This window comes from Variovorax sp. GrIS 2.14 (assembly GCF_046115955.1).
Classification (GTDB): Bacteria; Pseudomonadota; Gammaproteobacteria; order Burkholderiales; family Burkholderiaceae_C; genus Variovorax.
The window spans coordinates 27,432-46,236 of record NZ_JBJXIA010000004.1 but is presented as its reverse complement, the minus strand read 5'-3'; the positions used below and the strand labels follow the sequence as shown (position 1 = coordinate 46,236).

19 protein-coding genes are annotated in these 18,805 nt (G+C 63.6%); 6 read left to right on the top strand and 13 right to left on the bottom strand.

The annotated features are described in order from the left end of the window. The first annotated feature begins 59 nt into the window (after positions 1 to 59). Both RCH10_RS08390 and RCH10_RS08385 read left to right on the top strand, forming a co-directional pair. Positions 60 to 869 (top strand): AraC family transcriptional regulator, encoded by an 810-nt coding sequence (locus RCH10_RS08390; RefSeq protein ID WP_409052222.1) that lies wholly within the window; start codon positions 60 to 62, stop codon positions 867 to 869. Positions 870 to 918: 49 nt separating this feature from the next. Further along, positions 919 to 1,311 carry a DUF2501 domain-containing protein gene (locus tag RCH10_RS08385; RefSeq protein WP_409052028.1) on the top strand — a complete coding sequence of 131 codons (393 nt, stop codon included), beginning with the start codon at positions 919 to 921 and terminating at the stop codon, positions 1,309 to 1,311. Here RCH10_RS08385 and RCH10_RS08380 read toward each other — a convergent pair. Then, positions 1,286 to 1,792, bottom strand: a complete 507-nt coding sequence (locus tag RCH10_RS08380; RefSeq protein WP_409052027.1) for a hypothetical protein — start codon at positions 1,790 to 1,792, stop codon at positions 1,286 to 1,288. The two genes, RCH10_RS08385 and RCH10_RS08380, sit on opposite strands and share 26 nt — an antisense overlap. A gap of 207 nt (positions 1,793 to 1,999) precedes the next feature. On the opposite strand from RCH10_RS08380, the gene RCH10_RS08375 reads away from it, so the two are divergent. After that, positions 2,000 to 3,679 (top strand): SulP family inorganic anion transporter, encoded by a 1,680-nt coding sequence (locus RCH10_RS08375; RefSeq protein WP_409052026.1) that lies wholly within the window; start codon positions 2,000 to 2,002, stop codon positions 3,677 to 3,679. 25 nt (positions 3,680 to 3,704) lie between these two features. Here the strand turns inward: RCH10_RS08375 and RCH10_RS08370 are convergent, their stop codons facing one another. The 12 genes from RCH10_RS08370 to RCH10_RS08315 all read right to left on the bottom strand — a co-directional run bounded on the left by RCH10_RS08370 (position 3,705) and on the right by RCH10_RS08315 (position 15,611). Beyond that, the gene (locus tag RCH10_RS08370) at positions 3,705 to 4,094 is read right to left on the bottom strand and encodes a response regulator (protein WP_323496321.1); all 390 of its coding nucleotides are present in this window, start codon (positions 4,092 to 4,094) and stop codon (positions 3,705 to 3,707) included. Positions 4,095 to 4,185: 91 nt separating this feature from the next. Then, positions 4,186 to 4,596, bottom strand: a complete 411-nt coding sequence (arfB, locus tag RCH10_RS08365; protein WP_409052025.1) for an alternative ribosome rescue aminoacyl-tRNA hydrolase ArfB — start codon at positions 4,594 to 4,596, stop codon at positions 4,186 to 4,188. 7 nt (positions 4,597 to 4,603) lie between these two features. Further along, positions 4,604 to 5,788 carry an acetyl-CoA C-acyltransferase family protein gene (locus RCH10_RS08360; RefSeq protein WP_409052024.1) on the bottom strand — a complete coding sequence of 395 codons (1,185 nt, stop codon included), beginning with the start codon at positions 5,786 to 5,788 and terminating at the stop codon, positions 4,604 to 4,606. A gap of 77 nt (positions 5,789 to 5,865) precedes the next feature. After that, entirely contained in the window at positions 5,866 to 6,189 is a 324-nt protein-coding gene (locus RCH10_RS08355; RefSeq protein ID WP_323496318.1) for a hypothetical protein, read from the bottom strand. 8 nt (positions 6,190 to 6,197) lie between these two features. Beyond that, positions 6,198 to 8,837 (bottom strand): ATP-dependent chaperone ClpB, encoded by a 2,640-nt coding sequence (gene clpB, locus RCH10_RS08350; protein ID WP_409052023.1) that lies wholly within the window; start codon positions 8,835 to 8,837, stop codon positions 6,198 to 6,200. Between the two features lie 156 nt (positions 8,838 to 8,993). Next, complete coding sequence (locus RCH10_RS08345; RefSeq protein ID WP_409052022.1) at positions 8,994 to 9,515, bottom strand: molybdenum cofactor biosynthesis protein MoaE; 522 nt, start codon at positions 9,513 to 9,515, stop codon at positions 8,994 to 8,996. Between the two features lie 13 nt (positions 9,516 to 9,528). Next, complete coding sequence (locus RCH10_RS08340) at positions 9,529 to 9,780, bottom strand: MoaD/ThiS family protein (RefSeq protein ID WP_409052221.1); 252 nt, start codon at positions 9,778 to 9,780, stop codon at positions 9,529 to 9,531. 31 nt (positions 9,781 to 9,811) lie between these two features. Continuing rightward, positions 9,812 to 11,029, bottom strand: a complete 1,218-nt coding sequence (gene glp, locus RCH10_RS08335) for a gephyrin-like molybdotransferase Glp (RefSeq protein WP_409052021.1) — start codon at positions 11,027 to 11,029, stop codon at positions 9,812 to 9,814. A gap of 28 nt (positions 11,030 to 11,057) precedes the next feature. Continuing rightward, positions 11,058 to 11,600 (bottom strand): molybdopterin-guanine dinucleotide biosynthesis protein B, encoded by a 543-nt coding sequence (gene mobB, locus RCH10_RS08330; RefSeq protein ID WP_409052020.1) that lies wholly within the window; start codon positions 11,598 to 11,600, stop codon positions 11,058 to 11,060. 6 nt (positions 11,601 to 11,606) lie between these two features. After that, the gene (gene thrC / locus RCH10_RS08325) at positions 11,607 to 13,034 is read right to left on the bottom strand and encodes a threonine synthase (RefSeq protein WP_409052019.1); all 1,428 of its coding nucleotides are present in this window, start codon (positions 13,032 to 13,034) and stop codon (positions 11,607 to 11,609) included. Between the two features lie 8 nt (positions 13,035 to 13,042). After that, positions 13,043 to 14,365 carry a homoserine dehydrogenase gene (locus RCH10_RS08320; protein WP_409052018.1) on the bottom strand — a complete coding sequence of 441 codons (1,323 nt, stop codon included), beginning with the start codon at positions 14,363 to 14,365 and terminating at the stop codon, positions 13,043 to 13,045. A 22-nt stretch (positions 14,366 to 14,387) separates the two neighbouring features. Continuing rightward, positions 14,388 to 15,611, bottom strand: coding sequence for a pyridoxal phosphate-dependent aminotransferase (locus RCH10_RS08315; RefSeq protein WP_187052582.1), 1,224 nt, complete (start codon positions 15,609 to 15,611; stop codon positions 14,388 to 14,390). A gap of 99 nt (positions 15,612 to 15,710) precedes the next feature. On the opposite strand from RCH10_RS08315, the gene RCH10_RS08310 reads away from it, so the two are divergent. From RCH10_RS08310 to RCH10_RS08300, 3 genes are all read left to right on the top strand, one after another. Further along, positions 15,711 to 16,097: an Mth938-like domain-containing protein gene (locus tag RCH10_RS08310; protein ID WP_323496309.1), complete on the top strand. Its 387-nt coding sequence runs from the start codon at positions 15,711 to 15,713 to the stop codon at positions 16,095 to 16,097. Between the two features lie 121 nt (positions 16,098 to 16,218). Continuing rightward, positions 16,219 to 16,695: a peroxiredoxin gene (locus RCH10_RS08305; protein ID WP_409052017.1), complete on the top strand. Its 477-nt coding sequence runs from the start codon at positions 16,219 to 16,221 to the stop codon at positions 16,693 to 16,695. A gap of 187 nt (positions 16,696 to 16,882) precedes the next feature. Continuing rightward, the gene (locus tag RCH10_RS08300) at positions 16,883 to 18,691 is read left to right on the top strand and encodes a PhoH family protein (protein WP_409052016.1); all 1,809 of its coding nucleotides are present in this window, start codon (positions 16,883 to 16,885) and stop codon (positions 18,689 to 18,691) included. Positions 18,692 to 18,805 lie beyond the last annotated feature (114 nt).

Below are 18,805 nucleotides of genomic sequence, written 5' to 3'. Positions count from 1 at the left end.
CCTCTATCCCTGCCGTTCTTCCAGCATCGCCGCCACCAGCGACCGTCGTGCAACCATCGATGGCACCGTCGATCAGCGTAGGCTCGCTCACGCCGCATCTCTATGCGCCTGATGCCGTGCGGCCGCTGCGCGCCAAAGAGCATTTCCTCAAGGCCGACACGCTGGTCGAGCTCCATGCGCATCCGTGGCCACAGCTGACCTTCTCGACACGCGGCGTAATCCGGCTCAGCACCGAAGACGGCAGCTATATCGTTCCGCCGTCGCGCGCGCTCTGGGTGCCGGCCGACATGCAGCACAGCATCACGCTCATCGAAGATGCTGAGCTGCGCACCGTCTACCTGCATGCCTGGCTCGCGCCGAGCTGGGAGAAATGCGAGGTGCTGGAGATCAGCCCGCTGCTGCGCGCATTGATGCTGGCGCTCGACACCACGCCCGATGGCCTGCCGCCGGTCGATGCCGAAGCCGCTCCGCGTGAACGCATGATCGCGCCGTTGCTCATCAGCGAACTGGAACGCGCAACGCAGATTCAGATCGATGTACCGCTGCCCAACGACAAGCGACTGCGGCAGCTCTGCGAGACGTTGCTGCGCAACCCGGCCGATCGCGCAACGCTTGCGGAACGGGCCGCCGCCATCGGCGCCAGCGAGCGCACAGTGGCGCGACTGTTCAGGGTTCAACTCGACACCAGCTGGCAGCAATGGCGACAGCAAGCCGTGTTGGCGCATGCCCTTCCTTTGCTGGCGCGTGGTATGGCGGTGAGTCGTGTCGCAGCGGCCAGCGGCTACGCCACGGACAGCGCGTTCTGCGCCATGTTCAAGGCCGCGACCGGGCAATCACCGACCGCGTTCCAGCACAAGAAACGACAGTAAACATCGCCCTCATCCACACCACCCAACTCATCTTCAAAGGGAAGCCACCATGAAAACACGCACCGCTCTCGCTTCACTTCTTCTGGCGTCCATCGGCGCATCGGTCGGTGACTCCGCTGGCGCGTCGAACCTGCTCGACTCGCTCAAGTCACAGGCCGGGAACTACGCGATGCCGGCGATGGGCGGCAACACGGTAGGCAATGCGGCCGGCGTGCTGCAGTACTGCGTCAAGAACAACTACCTCGGCGGCGATGCGGCGTCGATCAAGGACAAGTTGCTCGCCAAGGTGACGGGTCAGCCCCAGCAACAGACCGGCTTTGCCAACGGTGCCAAAGGGTTGTTACAGGGCGACGGCAAGTCGATCGACTTGAAGTCGGTGTCTGGCAAAGTGAAAACGAAGGCCTGCGACTACGTGCTTAAAAACGCGAAGTCGTTGATCTAGCGTCGGCGCCGACGCCGTCCGCCCAGCGCATGGCTGGTGAGTCGAGCGTGCGCACCGCTTCGGCCGCACCGGGCAACCAGAGCTGCACTGTCGTCAGATAGATGCGCAGCAGAAAGCGCATCGCCTCCATTGCAGCGTCTTCGCGGCCGATCGCTTTCAGCAGCGCCCAGTCGGCTTCGGCGGCCAGCGGCAGGCCGGTCGCCTGCGCGTCCTGCAGCGCGTACCAGACCGATACCGTCGCACGCGACGCAGGCTGGCCCAAAGCGGGCCGCGCGCGCTCGGCGAGCGTGACGTCGAGCCCGCGTCGAAGGTCATCGTCGATCCCGGTGACCGAATGCACCAGCGCATGGGCCAGCGGTACTGCCGTCAAAGGCAACGCCTGCACTGTGAGGCGGTACGGACCAAACCTGTCGAAGCGATCGAACGAGCGTCGCGTCTGCCAGCTCCGGAGATCGGCGAATGGACGAAACCACTTATTCATGCCAAAGAGTCGCTGAAGCAATCGGTTTGCGATGTAGGCGCAGTCTGAATCGTGATGCGATTTTCGACGCATTGCTCTGTGAGTCACGCCTCTATACTCGCCTGTCATCCTCAATCAAAAACAATCGAGAGGCGCGCCAAGACGCCACTCCAAGCTACGGTTTTGATAGCAACCACGCCTTCTTTGCGGCAGCGGCTCGCCCACTGGATGCCCTGCCTCGCATGGCCGCGTCCGAGTCGCGCACTGTTGCAAGGCGAGGCACTCGCCGGAATCACGGTCGCGCTGATGGTGATCCCGCAAGGCGTTGCGTACGCGGCCCTCGCCGGGATGCCGCTGGTCACCGGCGTGTACGCGGCGCTGTGGCCCGCACTGGTCGCGGTGCTGTTCAGTTCGTCGCAACGCCTGTCGGTCGGGCCGACTGCCCTCACCAGTCTGCTGGTCGGTGCTTCGCTGGCGCCCCTTGCGGTCGCGGGCAGCGCCGAGTGGGTGGCGATGGCGGTGTGGCTGACGCTACTGTCGGGTGGCATCCAGATTCTGATCGGTGCCGGGCGACTCGGCTGGATACTGCGACTGGTCAACTCGCCGGTGCTCACCGGGTTCACGCAGGGCGCGGCGATTTTGATCGCAGTGTCGCAGCTGCCTTCGCTGCTCGGGTTCACTGGTCGTACCGTGCCGCAGGTTCTGCGCGGTGGCTCGCCTCCGGACTGGACTGCGATGGCTTTCGGCCTTGGCAGCATGGCCGTGTTGTGGGCCGGCAAGCGCTGGCTGCCTCGCTTCCCCACCACCATGGCGCTCGTCGCCGGCGCAGCGGCGTTGAGCTGGTCGCTCAGCTATGCACTCCTCGGCGGCGCCGTGGTCGGCGCATTGCCTTCGGGCTTGCCGTCCCTGTATTGGCCAAGCGCTCTGCCAGGCGGCACGCTGCACACGCTCGGCATGCTGCTGCTGCCCGCGCTCACGATCACGCTGGTGAGCTTTCTCGAAACGGCTTCCAGCGCCAAGATCGACAACGCACGCGCCGGCACGCTGTGGAACGAAAACCAGGACTTGATCGGCCAGGGCCTCGCCAAGGTGGCGTCGGGCCTGACCGGTGCTTTTCCGACCAGCTCGTCGTTCTCTCGTTCGGCCATCACGCTGTATGCGGGTGCGCAGACCGGTTGGGCCACGCTGTTCAGCGTCGTCGTGGTGGCGCTCACATTGCTGTGGCTGATGCCGCTGCTCTATCACGTGCCTCAGGCCGTGCTGGCCGCAGTCGTTATGACGGCCATCATCGGGCTCATCAAGCCGCGCAGCTTCGCGGTGCTGTGGCGTGTGTCGCGCATCGAGGCCGGCATCGCCATCGGCACCTTCGCACTCACCATCGCGACCGCGCCTTCGATCTACTGGGGCGTGCTCGGCGGGCTGCTGGCGAGCCTCGCGAACTACATGTACCGCCACCTGCATCCGCGCATCATTGAAGTCGGCTTGCACGGCGACGGCAGCCTGCGCGACCGACACCTGTGGCAGTTACCACCGCTGGCGCCCACTCTCTACGCGCTGCGCATGGATGCGGAGCTCGACTTCGCTTCTGCGGGCACGCTCGAGCGCGCGATTGCCGAAGTGCTTGCAGGGCGGCCTGAAGTCACCGACGTTTGTCTCTTCGCGCATCCCATCAACCGCATCGACATCAGCGGCGCCGAGGTGTTCGGCTCGCTGCGTCGCTTGCTCGAGAGCAAGGGCGTGCGGTTGCACCTCAGCGGCCTCAAATTACCGGCGCAGCAAGTGCTCGACCGTGCGGGCTTGCTGGTGCCCGGACCCCTGCTCTTCAACTACCGCACCGATGCCGATGCGCTGCAAGCGTTGATGACGGACTGCGGGCGCAACGAGTCGCAATCGACGCCAGCGGGCTAGGCATATGGGCCGCGGCTCGCCGCCGCTACAACGCCGAAAACTGCGAAGGTCGATCGGTATTGCAGAAGTCGAAGAACGCGTCGAGCTCGTTGGACTTGTCGAACACCGCGTCGGCGCCCAACTCGGTACAGCGGTTGCGCATCTCGGGCGTCGCGTAGTTACTGAGCACCACGACCCGTTGCTGTTCCCCGCGCTGTCGGCATGCGGCCAGCACGCCTAGGCCGGAGCCCTGCTTGAGGAACAGGTCGACGACCGCCAGGTGCCAATCGTCGCGGTGGGAAGCGAGCCAGTCGATCGCCTCTGCCTCGGATTCCGCGAAGCCGGCCACCTCGGCATTTGCCAGATCTTCCAGCGTCGGGATGAGGTTCTCCCGAATCGTGGGGTTGTCTTCGACGATAAAGGTGATGAGCGACATGGCGGATGATGAGCGTCGCCAGTTTATGCCACGCCGCGGCGTTGTCGGAGCGTCGCACTGCAGATCGTGCGGCTTCGCGGCCAGACCAGACTCAGTCCTGCACACGTCCCCGCAGGTTCTTGATTTCCGAGCGCTGGCTCTTGCCTTGCAGTCGTCGCTGCTTCGAACCATAGGTCGGCTTGGTGGCCCGACGCACCAGGGGCGCCGCGGCCACGCTGTCGACCACCTCCTGCAAACGCGCCAGCGCGTCGTTGCGATTCATCTCCTGGGTACGGTGCTGCTGCGCCTTGAGCACCAGCACGCCTTCTTGCGTGAGGCGGTTGTCGCGCAAGGACAGCAGTCGCTCCTTGACGTCGTCCGGCAGAGAGCTTGCCGGAATGTCGTAGCGCAGATGCACCGCGCTCGAAACCTTGTTGACGTTTTGGCCGCCCGCACCCTGCGCACGAATGGCAGTTAGTTCGACTTCGTTTTCGTCGACAAGGATCGGCTTGCGCAGCGGCATCGTCCGCTCAAACTCTCTCGAAAATCGCCGCGATGCCTTGCCCGCCGCCGATGCACATCGTCACCAGAGCGTAGCGCCCGCCGGTGCGGTGCAACTCGGCGATGGCCTTGGTCGTGATGATGGCGCCGGTCGCGCCGACCGGGTGGCCGAGCGAAATGCCCGAGCCGTTGACGTTGACCTTGGCCGGGTCGAAACCCAGCTCCTGGATGACGGCACAGGCTTGTGCGGCGAAGGCTTCGTTCGACTCGATCACGTCGAGGTCGCTCACTTTCAGGCCGGTGCGTTCCAGCACCTTGCGCGTGGCCGGCACCGGGCCAATGCCCATGTAAGCGGGCTCGACGCCGGCATGTGCGTAGCCGACCAACCGGGCCAGCGGCTTGAGGCCGAGCGCCTGCACGCGCGAGCCTTCGGCCAACACCACCGCGGCAGCGCCGTCGTTGATGCCCGACGCATTGCCTGCCGTCACCAGGCCGGCCTTCTTGAAGGCCGGTTTCATCTTGCCCAGCGTATCCATCGTGGTGTCGGCGCGCACATGCTCGTCGGTGTCGAACAGCACGATGCCCTTGCGCGTCTTGACCTCGACCGGAACGATCTGCTCCTTGAAGCGACCGGCCGCGATGGCCGCAGCGGCGCGCTGCTGGCTCATGACCGCCAGCTCGTCCTGCTGGCTGCGCGAGATGTTGTAGCGCGCTGCAACGTTCTCGGCGGTGATGCCCATGTGCATCTTTTCCCAGGGGTCGTGCAGGATGCCGAGCATGTAGTCGACCAGCACCGCATCGCCCATGCGCGCGCCATAGCGGGCCGAAGTATCGAAGTATGGGCCGCGGCTCATCGACTCCGAGCCGCCGCCGATGGCGATGTCGCAATCACTGAGCTGGATCGCCTGCGCCGCCGAAATGATCGCCTGCAGGCCGGAGCCGCACAGGCGGTTGACGTTGAAGGCGGGCGTCTCGATCGGGCAGCCGGCATCGATGGCGGCGACCCGGCTCAGGTACGCGTCCTTGACGTCCGTCGGGATCACGTTGCCCATCACGACATGGCCGATGGCGTCGGGTGCCACGCCGCTGCGTTGCAGGGCCGCTTTGACGGCGGTGGTGGCCAGTTGGGTGTTGGGCACGTCTTTCAGCGAGCCGCCGAAAGTGCCGATGGCGGTGCGGGCGGTGCCGACCACGAAGATGTCGCGTTGGGTCATTTCAATCTCTCCAGGGTGGTGCCACATTCGGCGGCGGACGCGGAGGGTCGATTTTGACGGGGTTCAGCGCGGCGTGCTTAGGGCGCCGACTTGGGCTGGACGTCGGTCACGCCGCCACCCACGCCATGCACACGTACTGGGCGTTCCGAAGATTCGCCCAGCGCACGCGCACTGACCACGTCGCCCGCCGACGGCTCGGCCGGCGCGCTGGCCGCGCGGAAGCGGTTGAAGCCGGCACCAGGGTTGAAGCGCATGACCCACGGCGTAATCGGCCGGCCGGTAAGTCGTGCCCAACCATAGCGCAGTCCCCACGCCGCACCGAACAACAGCACCGCGACGGCGAGGCTGGCCGCGAAGACCAGCCCCAACATGAAGAGAACCAAGCGAAGGATGAAGTTCATCATCGCGATTAGGCCACCGTCTCCGTCGTTGGTTCCCCGACATCACCCGTGCGGACGGTACGGGCAAACTCGAACTTGCCCGGCGAATGGATCGGATCGGTCGTCACATGGATCGTGTCCTTCGGCCCGAAGCTGCCGTCGAGCAGCAACTTCGACAGCGGGTTTTCGATGCGCTGCTGAATCGCCCGCTTCAATGGCCGCGCGCCGAACACCGGGTCGAACCCGACCTTGGCGATCTCGGCCAGCGCCGCAGGTGAGACCTCGAGCGCCATGTCCATCTTGGCGACGCGCGCCTGCAGTACCTTGAGCTGGATCGCGGCGATCGATTCGATGTTCTTGGCGTCGAGCGCATGGAACACCACCGTCTCGTCGATGCGGTTCAGGAACTCCGGTCGGAAGTAGTTCTTCAACTCGTCCCACACCGCTTCCTTGATCTCCTCGTTCGGCTTGCCGACCATCGCCTGGATGATCGGCGAGCCGATGTTGCTGGTCATCACGATCACGGTGTTCTTGAAGTTGACGGTGCGGCCTTGGCCGTCGGTCAGGCGCCCGTCGTCCAGCACCTGGAGCAGCACGTTGAATACGTCTGGATGCGCCTTCTCGACTTCGTCCAGCAGCAGCACGCTGTAGGGCTTGCGGCGCACCGCTTCGGTCAAATAGCCGCCCTCTTCATAGCCGACGTAGCCGGGCGGCGCACCGATCAAGCGCGCCACTGAATGCTTCTCCATGAACTCGCTCATGTCGACGCGGATGAGATGGTCTTCGCTGTCGAAAAGGAAGCCCGCGAGCGCCTTGCACAGCTCGGTCTTGCCGACGCCCGTGGGGCCCAGGAACAGGAACGAGCCGGTCGGCCGATTCGGATCGCTCAAGCCCGAGCGCGAACGGCGGATCGCGTTCGCGACGGCACCGATGGCCTCGTCCTGGCCGACCACGCGCTCGTGCAACTTGCCTTCCATGACCAGCAGCTTGTCGCGCTCGCCCTGCATCAGCTTGGCAACCGGAATGCCGGTGGCGCGCGCCACGACTTCGGCAATTTCTTCGGCACCGACCTGCGTGCGCAACAGCGTCGGAACGCTCGATTTACCCTTGCTCGTCTCGCTTTCCTGCGCCTCTTTCAAACGCTTTTCGAGCGCCGGCAGTTGGCCGTACTGCAGCTCTGCGACCTTGTTGAAGTCGCCCTTCTGCGTGAACTCGGCGATCTGAAAGCGCATCTTGTCGATGTCTTCCATCACCGTCTTCGAGCCTTGGGCTTGCGCCTTTTCCGCTTGCCAGATCTCGTCGTAGTCGGCGATTTCCTTTTGCAACTTGGTGATCTCGTCTTCGATCAGGCCAAAGCGTTTTTGCGACGACTCGTCCTTCTCGCGACGCACGGCTTCGCGCTCGATCTGCAGCTGAATCAGGCGACGATCGAGCCGGTCCATGACCTCTGGCTTGGAGTCCATTTCGATCTTGATCTTGGCAGCCGCCTCGTCGATCAGGTCGATCGCCTTGTCGGGCAAAAAGCGGTCGGTGATGTAGCGGTCGGAGAGCTCAGCCGCGGCCACGATCGCCGGGTCGGTGATCTGCACGCCGTGGTGCACTTCGTACTTCTCCTGCAGCCCGCGCAGGATCGCGATGGTTGCTTCGACCGACGGCTCGCCGACGATGATTTTCTGGAAGCGACGCTCCAGTGCGGCGTCCTTCTCGATGTACTTGCGGTATTCGTCGAGCGTGGTCGCGCCGACGCAATGCAGTTCGCCGCGCGCCAGCGCGGGCTTGAGCATGTTGCCGGCGTCCATCGCGCCTTCGGCCTTGCCAGCGCCGACCATGGTGTGCAGCTCGTCGATGAAAACGATGGTCTGGCCTTCGTCTTTCGCGAGCTCGTTCAGCACGGTCTTCAGGCGCTCTTCGAACTCGCCGCGGAACTTGGCACCGGCCAGCAGCGCGGCCATGTCGAGCGACAGCACGCGCTTGCCCTTCAGCGAGTCGGGCACCTCGCCGGCGACGATGCGCTGGGCCAAGCCTTCGACGATGGCCGTCTTGCCGACACCGGGCTCGCCGATGAGCACCGGGTTGTTCTTGGTGCGGCGCTGCAGCACCTGGATGGCACGACGGATTTCTTCATCGCGGCCGATGACCGGGTCAAGCTTGCCCAGGCGCGCGCGCTCGGTCAGGTCCATGCAGTATTTCTTGAGCGCCTCGCGCTGGCCTTCGGCATCCGCGCTGTTGACGCCCTGCCCGCCCCGCACTGCCTCGATGGCAGCTTCGAGCGACTTGCGCGTGACTCCGTTGCTGCGCGCAAGGTTGCCGATGTCGGCCTTGCTGTCGGCCAGCGCAAGAAGGAACAGTTCACCCGCGATGAATTGGTCGTTGCGCTTGATGGCTTCCTTCTCGGTGGCCTGCAGCAGCTTGCCGAGTTCCGGCCCGACCTGAACCTGGTCATTGCCCTGCACTTGCGCCAGCTTCTTGATGGCGGCCTCGGCCGCTTGCGACAGGCCGGGCACGTTGACCCCAGCGCGCTCGAGCAGTGCACGCGGGCCCTCGTCTTGCCGCAGCATCGCTGCCAGCAGGTGGGCGGGCTCGATGTAGGCGTTGTCGTTGCCGAGCGCGAGCGACTGGGCGTCGCTCAACGCTTCCTGGAATTTTGTGGTGAGTTTGTCTTGGCGCATATAGGTTCCTGCATTCGAAATAAGGTCGTTTGCACGGCCTTCAAGGGCGGACGGATGTTCGAGCACGGCCATTGCCCGGCGTCGTTGCCCTATTTGTAGACGCCGCAGGGCTGTCGGGCCTTGCGCAGGCGCAAGCAAACGAGAAATCAGGAGGGATCAGCCGTTGGTCGCGGCGATGCCCCAACGCGCGAGTGCCTTGTCGTCGGCAACGCGGGCATCGACCCAGCGCGCACCCTCGGGCGTCTGTTCTTTTTTCCAGAACGGAGCCTGCGTCTTCAAGTAGTCCATGAGGAATTCGCAGGCCTGGAAGCTTTCGCCGCGGTGCGCCGACACCACCGCGACCATCATGATCTGCTCGAGCGGCTGCAACAGGCCGATGCGATGGATCACGCGGGCGCCGAGGATGTCGAAGCGACGGTGCGCTTCGTTGATCATGGCCTCGATGGCCTTCTCGGTCATGCCAGGGTAGTGCTCGAGCTCCATCGACGCCACGTCGGCCCCGTCGTTGCGATCGCGCACCGTACCGATGAAACTGCAGACGGCGCCGATGGCCGAATTGCTTGCGCGCAGAGCAGCGATCTCGGCCGCGAGATCGAAGTCTGCGGTTTGAACGAAGACGCGCGGCGGACCGCTCACCGATGCACTCACGGATGCGCCGATAGATGCGCTCGCGGACATGTGCCGGTCGCCTTCAGCCGCCGGTGACAGGCGGAAAGAACGCCACTTCAGCGCCGTCCAGCAGCACAGCGCTCTCTACACTCATCACCTGATCCAGCGCCATGCGGACTGCCTTGCCGCGCGCCAGCGCTTCGGCATAGGGAGCACCCCGCGCGATCAATTCGTCGCGCAACACAGTGAGCGTTTCGGCATTCGTCTCCACGGACTCGCTGGACTTCGCAAGAGCTTCGCGGACCGAGGCGAAGTAGCGGATCGAGATTTTCATGTGCGTCTTTGTTGCGGCGGTCATCGAGCGCTCATGCAATCAGCGAAGCGAACGGAATGAACTGCACGGTATCGCCCTTCTTGATCGGCTGGCCGGCCGGCGTGTCGACGACGCCATCACCCCACACGGCGGAGGTCAGCACGCCGGAGCTCTGATTTGCAAACAGATCCAGTCCGCCGTCGGCGTTGCGACGTGCGCGAAGGAACTCGCGGCGCCGGTCGGGCCGGGGCCAGTCGAAGTCTGAACGCATCGCGACAGATTCCACCGCCACGCGCGCCGCGCCTTGCAAGGTGAGGATGAAGGGCCGCACCAGTAACAGAAATGTCATGAAGCTCGACACCGGATTGCCGGGCAGCCCGGTGATGTGCGTGCCGTTGATGTTGCCGTAGGCAAACGGCTTGCCCGGCTTCATCGACAGTGACCAGAGCTGAAGTTCGCCGAGTGCCTGGATGGCGGCCTTGATGTGGTCTTCTTCGCCTACCGACACGCCCCCTGTCGTGATGATGAGGTCGTTGTTTGCCGCTGCTGTGCGCAGCGCATCGATGGTCGCATCGCGCCGGTCGGGCACGATGCCGAGATCGTTGACCTCGCAGCCGAGGCGATGCAGCAACGCTCGCATGAAGAAGCGGTTCGAGTTGTAGATGGAGCCCGGCTTCATCGCCTCGGGCGACACGTCGCCAGGCATCACGAGCTCGTCGCCGGTCGACAGCAGCGCGACGCGCGGGCGCTTGGCGACAGTCAGTCGATCGAAGCCGACGCTGGCTGCGAGACCGAGCGCTGCGGGCGTCAGGCGTTCGCCGCGCACCAGCACGACATCGCCGGCCGCGACGTCTTCGCCGGCTCGGCGAATCCACTGGCCAGCGTCTGGCGCGACGTTAATGCACACGCTGCCGAGCCCGCCTTCCTGCGGCAACGTCGACGTGTCTTCCTGCATCACGATCGCGTCAGCCCCCTCGGGAATTTGCGCGCCAGTGAATATCCGGGCGGCGGTGCCGGCAGCGAGCGCCGAGCCGACAGTGCCAGCAGGAATGCGCTGCGTCACCTGCAAAACCGAATCGGCGGTGGCGCAATCGGCTGCTCGCACAGCGTAGCCATCCATCGCGCTGTTGTCGCGCGGCGGCACGGTCAGCGCCGAGACGACGTCTTGCGCCAGCACGCGTCCGTCTGCTTCGAAGGTGAGGACGCTTTCAGTGCCGACCGCGGGCACGGCCTTGGCAAGCAGGCTGGCGACCGCCTCGTCGAGCGGCATCAAAGAAGGACGTGAGGTTGGCGCGGATTCAGGCATGGTGCTGGTTGTATTCGAAGCGATCGCCGCTGTCGATCAGCCAACGCGCCAGTGCTTCGGCATCGTTCAGGTCGAACACCGGCAGCGGCGTGGGCGCAGGCAGGCGGGTCGCATCGTCGGTCGCGATGCCGACGATGAAGCGATCGTCGATGTAGTGCGCGGTGCGTGCCGGCTCACCGTCTTGTGCTGCACGCCAGACCTCGATCTTGGGCAAGTCGGCATGCCGAAAGCCTTCGACAAAAACCCAGTCGATTCGGGCATCGAGTTCGGCGATGAGGTCATGGACTGAAAGCTGCGTCGGCTGTTCGAACTCGCGCATCAACGCGAGCCGTTTGTCCGACGCCACTACTACCTCGAAGGCGCCCGCCTCACGATGACGGTAGGTGTCCTTGCCCGGACGATCGACATCGAACTTGTGGTGCGCATGCTTGACGACCGAGACGCGTCGGCCCCGTCGCCTCAACACCGGTATCAAGCGCTCAACCAGCGTGGTCTTGCCCGCGCCGGAATATCCGGAAAAGCCGATCGCTTTCATGCCGACTCAGTCCGAGTTTTGCGCAATGTAGGCTTTGATGGCTTCGGCGTCGGCCGGCAATTTGACGACACGCTTGGGCAATGCCTCGATGCCTTCGAAGCCGGCCGGCCGCTCCGGCTCACGACCCAATGCCTCGACGATCGTTGCTGCGAACTTGATCGGCAGAGCCGTCTCCAGCACGATCATCGGCACGCCCGGCGTGAGGTGTTCGCGCGCAGCCTTGAGGCCGTCGGCGGTGTGCGTGTCGATGAGCGTCGCAAAGCGCTTGTCGGTGTCGCGAATCGTGGCGAGCCGGTCGGCGTGCGTGCTGCGGCTGCTTTTGAAACCGAACCGCGTGGCCGCCTGTGCGAACGCCGGATCGTCGCTCAGGTCGAAACGGCCGGTGCGTGCGAGCTCGGTGTCGAACAAGCTGTGTAAACGCTTCGCGTCGCGGCCCAGCAAGTCGAACACGAAGCGCTCGAAGTTGCTGGCCTTGCTGATGTCCATCGACGGGCTCGATGTCTCGTGCGTGTCGGCGGCCGCGCGCACACGGTAGACGCCGGTGCGAAAGAACTCGTCGAGCACATCGTTCTCGTTGGTGGCGACCACCAGCGTGTGGATCGGCAGGCCCATCATCCGCGCGACGTGGGCGGCGCAGACGTTACCGAAATTGCCGGAGGGCACCGCGAAGCTCGCTTGCTTGTCGTTCCCATCTTTCGCTGCCGGCGTCGCCTGGAAATAACCAGCGAAGTAGTAGACGACCTGCGCCAGCAACCGCGCCCAGTTGATCGAATTGACCGTGCCGATCTTGTACTTGCGCTTGAAAGCGAGATCGTTCGACACCGCCTTCACGATGTCCTGGCAATCATCGAAAACGCCGGCGATCGTGATGTTGTGAATGTTGGCGTCTTGCAGGCTGAACATTTGTGCCTGCTGGAACGGGCTCATGCGGCCTTCGGGTGACGTCATGAAAACGCGCACGCCCTTTTTGCCGCGCATCGCGTATTCGGCCGCGCTGCCAGTGTCGCCACTGGTCGCACCAAGGATGTTGAGTTCGGCGCCACGGCGCGCGAGTTCGTACTCGAACAAATTGCCGAGCAACTGCATCGCCATGTCCTTGAAGGCGAGCGTCGGGCCGTTCGAGAGGGCTTCGAGGTACACGCCGTCTTCGAGCTCGCGCAGCGGCACGATCTCGTCGCTGCCGAAGACTTCAGCGGTGTACGTCTTAGCGCAAAGCGCTTTCAGATCGGCCGGCGGAATGTCGTCGATGTAGAGCGACAAGATCTCGAAGGCGAGTTCGGCATAGGGCAGATCGCGCCACTTCGCCAGCATGGCCGAATCAACCTGCGGATAGTGCTCGGGCAGGTACAGGCCACCGTCGGGTGCCAGGCCTTCGAGCAGGATTTCGCAAAAGCGTTTGCGATCGGGGTGACCGCGCGTACTCAGGTAGTTCATCGATTCGATCAGCTCAGTTCTTCCTTGCGAATCCGCACGATCGGCGCCAGCACCGTCGGCAGCGCCTGCAGCTCGGCAATCACGTCGTTGACCGTGCCTTCACGCGCGTCGTGCGTGAGGATGATGAGGTCGGTTTGCGTCGAGCCCTCGCCGCCCACCTCGTCGGCTTCGCGCTGCAGCACGGCGTCGATGCTGATATCGGCGGTCGCCAGCAGGCCGGTTACCTTGGCGAGCACGCCGGCCTGATCGGCCACGCGCAGGCGCAGGTAGTAGCTGGTGACGACTTCGGTCATCGGCAGCACCTTGAGGTCGCTCATCGCGTCGGGATGGAAAGCCAGATGCGGCACGCGGTGCGCGGCGTCGGCCGTGTGCAGGCGCGTGATGTCGACCAGGTCGGCGATCACCGCACTGGCGGTAGGCTCGCTGCCCGCGCCCTTGCCGTAGTACAGCGTGTTGCCCACCGCATCGCCGTTGACCAGCACGGCGTTCATCGCGCCTTCGACGTTCGCCAGAAGGCGCTTCGACGGCACCAGACTCGGGTGTACGCGCAGCTCGATGCCGTTGGGCATGCGCTTGGTGATGCCGAGCAGCTTGATCCGGTAGCCGAGTTGTTCGGCGTACTTGATGTCTTGCGCGGACAGCTTGGTGATGCCCTCGACGTGCGCCTTGTCGAACTGCACCGGAATGCCGAAAGCGATCGCGCTCATCAGCGTGACCTTGTGCGCCGCGTCGACTCCTTCGATATCGAAGGTCGGGTCGGCTTCTGCGTAGCCGAGGCGTTGCGCATCCTGCAGCGCAGTTGCAAAGTCGAGACCTTTGTCTCGCATCTCCGACAGAATAAAGTTGGTCGTGCCGTTGATGATCCCGGCAATCCACTGGATGCTGTTGGCAGTGAGCCCTTCGCGCAGCGCCTTGATGATAGGGATGCCGCCTGCGACTGCGGCTTCGAAAGCGACCATCACGCCCTTGGCGTGTGCAGCCGCAAAAATCTCGGTGCCGTGCACTGCGAGCAGCGCCTTGTTGGCGGTGACCACGTGCTTGCCGGCCGAAATGGCCTCGAGCACGAGTTGCCTTGCAACGCCGTAGCCGCCGATGAGTTCGACCACGATGTCGATGTCCGGATTGGCGATGACGGCGCGCGCATGGTTCACGACCTGCACGGCGTCGCCGACGACGGCTTTGGCGCGCTCGGTGTCGAGGTCGGCCACCATCGTGATCTCGATACCGCGGCCGGCCCGGCGTTTGATTTCTTGCTGGTTGCGCTCAAGCACCTTGAAGGTGCCGCTGCCTACCGTGCCGATGCCGAGCAGGCCTACTTGGATGGGTTTCATTCTTGGAAATCTCGTCGAAAAATCAGGCGTTGCGCGTGCGGTAGCGTTCGAGAAACTTGGCGATGCGGTTGATCGCTTCGCGCAGGTCTTCTTCATGCGGCAAAAACACGATGCGGAAATGGTCTGGCGTGGCCCAGTTGAAGCCGGTTCCTTGCACCAGCATCACCTTGGTTTCCTTCAGCAACTCGAGAAAGAAAATCCGGTCGTCGTCGATCGGGTAGACCTTCGGGTCGAGCTTGGGAAACATGTAGAGCGCAGCCACCGGCTTCACGCAGGTCACGCCGGGAATGGCGGTGATCAGCTCGTACGCCATGTCGCGCTGGCGGCGCAGGCGCCCTCCCTTGCCCACCAGATCGTTGATGCTCTGGTAGCCGCCGAGAGCGGTTTGAATCGCCCACTGGCCCGGCACATTGGCGCACAGCCGCATGTTGGAGAGCATGTTGAGCCCCTCGATGTAGTCGAGCGCCTCCTTCTTGTCGCCCGACACCACCAGCCACCCTGCGCGGTAGCCGCACGAGCGATAGCTCTTGGAGAGCGAGTTGAAGGTGAGCGTGAGCACGTCGGTGCTCAGGCTGGCAATGGCGGTGTGCTTGACGCCGTCGTACAACACTTTGTCGTAGACCTCGTCGGCCAGCAGCACCAGGCCATGCTCACGCGCGATGTCGACGATGGCCTTCAGAATCTCGTCGGAATAAAGTGCGCCGGTCGGGTTGTTCGGGTTGATGACGACGATGCCCTTGGTGCGCGGCGTGATCTTGGAACGCAGGTCGTCCAGATCGGGCATCCAGCCGTTCGCTTCGTCGCACAGGTAGTGCACCGGCGTACCGCCCGACAAGCTCGACACCGCAGTCCATAGCGGATAGTCCGGCGCCGGCAGCAACAGCTCGTCGCCATCGTTCAGCAGTGCGTTGGTGGCCATGGCAATGAGCTCGCTTGCGCCGTTGCCCAGATAGATGTCGTCGAGCGTGACGCCGGCGATGCCCTGCTTTTGCGTTTCGTGCATCACCGCCTTGCGCGCTGCGAAGATGCCCTTGCTGTCCGAATAACCCGCCGACGCCGGCAGATTGCGGATCATGTCTTGCTGCACCTCCTCAGGTGCGTCGAAGCCGAACATGGCGAGGTTGCCGATGTTGAGCTTGATGATCTTCTGGCCCTCTTCTTCCATCTGCTTGGCGGCGTCCATGATTGGACCGCGGATGTCGTAGAGAACGTTGGCCAGCTTGGCCGATTTCTTGATTTGCTTCAAAACGGAAAGCCCTCCCGGGCGGGTTGCTCGAAAGGCCCTGCGGGGCCTCGTGTCACTGGAGAAAACCTATAATTTGACCACAGTTCGCACCCCCGCCAGATGAAGCTCCAGCCCGATAAATCCGACGTTCAGACTCTCACCGCGCACGGCCCTGGCTGGGTCGCGATCAACAATGAAAAAGTCGAGGGCAGCATCGTGGTGGGCTCGCGCGGCGAGCGCTTCGAGTGGGGCTGCACCAGCTTTGACCAGATTGGTGCCGAGCACTTTGCCCAACTCGCTGCGCTGGGGGCCGAGCTCATCATTTTCGGCAGCGGCAAGCGCATCCGGTTCCCGCAAGCGGCGTGGCTTCAGCCGTTGATGGCAAAGCGCACCGGCGTCGAGACGATGGACACTCCCGCTGCCTGTCGCACCTACAACATCCTGGCCGGTGAAGGGCGCCACGTGGTGGCCGCCCTGCTGGTCGAGCCGCCCGACGGTGCCGGATAGTTCTCTTTTCGGGGTAAAATCGCGGGTTGCGACACGGCGAGCTGCCCTCAGTTAGCAACGACCAATCCTTCACTTCGACGAGTGTGCTCGCAAGTGAAACCCAACGGAGAAAACAAGTTTCATGGCGATCGTTGTCAACAAACCCATCCCTGAATTCGATGCCAATGCCACTGGTGGCCTCAAGGTTTCGAACACTTCGCATTTCGGTCATGTACTGGTGATGTACTTCTACCCCAAAGACAACACCCCTGGTTGCACGACTGAAGCAATGCAGTTCCGCGACCGGTTCAAGGACTTCGTGAAGGCTGGTGCCACTGTGTTTGGCGTGTCCCGCGACAACATGAAATCGCATGACGAGTTCAAGGCCAAGCTCGAGCTTCCTTTCGAACTGATCGCCGACACCGAAGAGAAGATGTGCCACATGTTCGGCGTGGTCAAGAACAAGATCATGTACGGCAAGAAGGTCAAGGGCATCGAGCGCAGCACCTTCCTGATCGGCGCCGATGGCATTCTGAAGGCCGAATGGCGCGGCCTCAAGGTTCCAGGCCATGTCGACGACGTGCTCAAGGCCGTTAAGGCCCTGAAAAAAGCCGCATGAAAATGCGATTCGTCGCTGTTTGACTGTTGCAGCCGCAACACGAACGGCTTCGGATGCGTCATCCGTGGTGTGCATAATGACCTCATGCCGTTGAGCTCCACGACCGCATTCCTCGAACAAAGCCGCCTTGGCCTTAAGGCGGCTTTTTCGTTTTCTGGTTCCCCCTATCCTGCGAGCGAACTTCCACATGCCCTTGCCTCCTGCCCCTACGAAACGCGCCGCCCTGCTCTCTCCCGACGCGCTCGACGCGCCGGCGCATTCATCGCAAAAGGCGCCCCGACGCGGTGGCGGCCGCCACGCTGACGAAGCGCCGGTCGCCGGCACGCAGCCGCTGGAATTGTTAGATCGCCGCCCTGCCGACGCAGGCGGCGGGGCCAACACCGGACCGGCCCAGCAAATTGAGACGAAGCCACGTCCCGTCGTCAGTGCGGAACTGTCACCCGAACCGACGCAAGCCAGGGCCGAACGCACGCCTTCGCCGGCTCAGACGCCAGCGCCTGCGCCTGCGCCCGGGCCGGTAACACGTGCGCGGCCAGAGCGCGCACCGCAGGACAGCGCGCGGCCGCGCCGCGCAAAGTCATCAGGCCCGGCCAAGCTGTTCGTGCTGGACACCAACGTGCTTCTGCACGATCCAATGTGTCTGTTTCGCTTCGAAGAGCACGACATTTTCCTGCCGATGATCGTGCTCGAAGAGCTGGACGGTCACAAGAAAGGCACGACCGAAGTCGCGCGCAATGGCCGCCAGACCAGCCGCACGCTGGACGCACTGGCCGGCGCCAAGGATGCCGATATCACCAAGGGGCTGAAGCTCGACGCCACCGGCCATCGGGGTGCGGGTGGCAAGCTGTTCTTTCAGACGGCGCCACTCGATTACTCGCTGCCGACCAGCCTGCCACAAGGCAAGGCGGACAACCAGATCCTGGGTGTGGTGCAGGCGCTGCGCGACCTCTATTCGCAGGACGCACCAGGTCGACCGAAGCAGGAAGTGGTCCTGGTGTCGAAGGACATCAACATGCGCGTCAAGGCGCGCGCATTGGGCCTTGCGGTCGATGATTACCAGAACGACAAGACGCTCGAAGACGGCGACCTTTTGTACGCCGGCTCCTTCGCCCTGCCGCTCGACTTCTGGACGCGTCAGAGCAAGACGGTCGAAAGCTGGCAGAGCGGCAGCACGACCTTCTATCGCATCAGTGGCCCCATCGTGCCCAACCTGTACATCAACCAGTTCGTGTACTTCGAGGCGCCCGGCGAGCCGAGCATGTACGCGCGCGTGACTGAAATCCGGGAGAAGACCGCGGTGCTCAAGACGCTCAAGGACTACAGTTCCGGCAAGAACGCGGTGTGGGGCGTGGCAACCCGCAACCGCGAGCAAAACTTCGCGATGAACCTGCTGATGGACCCGGACATCGACTTCGTCACGTTGACCGGTACCGCCGGCACGGGCAAGACACTGATGGCGCTGGCGTCGGGCCTCACGCAGGTGCTCGACGATCGGCGCTACACCGAGATCATCATGACTCGAGCCACGGTAAGCGTGGGCGAAGACATCGGCTTTTTGCCGGGCACCGAAGAAGAAAAGATGGGCCCGTGGATGGGTGCACTGGACGACAACCTCGAGTTCCTGGCCAAGGGCGATGGCGGCGGTGCCGGCGAGTGGGGCCGCGCTGCCACCAATGAGCTGATCCGCAGCCGCATCAAGATCAAGAGCATGAACTTCATGCGCGGGCGGACGTTTCTGAACAGGTACGTGATCGTCGACGAGGCACAGAACCTGACGCCCAAGCAGATGAAGACGCTCATCACCCGAGCCGGACCGGGCACCAAGATCATCTGCATGGGCAACCTCGCGCAGATCGATACGCCGTACCTGACCGAAGGCTCGTCGGGTCTGACTTTCGCAGTCGACAAGTTCAAGGGATGGCCGCACGGCGGCCACATCACGCTAGCGCGCGGCGAGCGTTCGCGACTCGCGGACTTCGCCAGCGAAGTGCTCTAGGCGAAAGTGCATCACCGAAAGAGCCCGCGCTGCCGATGGTTGCGCGGGCTTTTTCGTCTACAAAAAAACTCGTTGCAATGATGTTGTCAGGAGGTGTGCGTCAGCATCACCGAC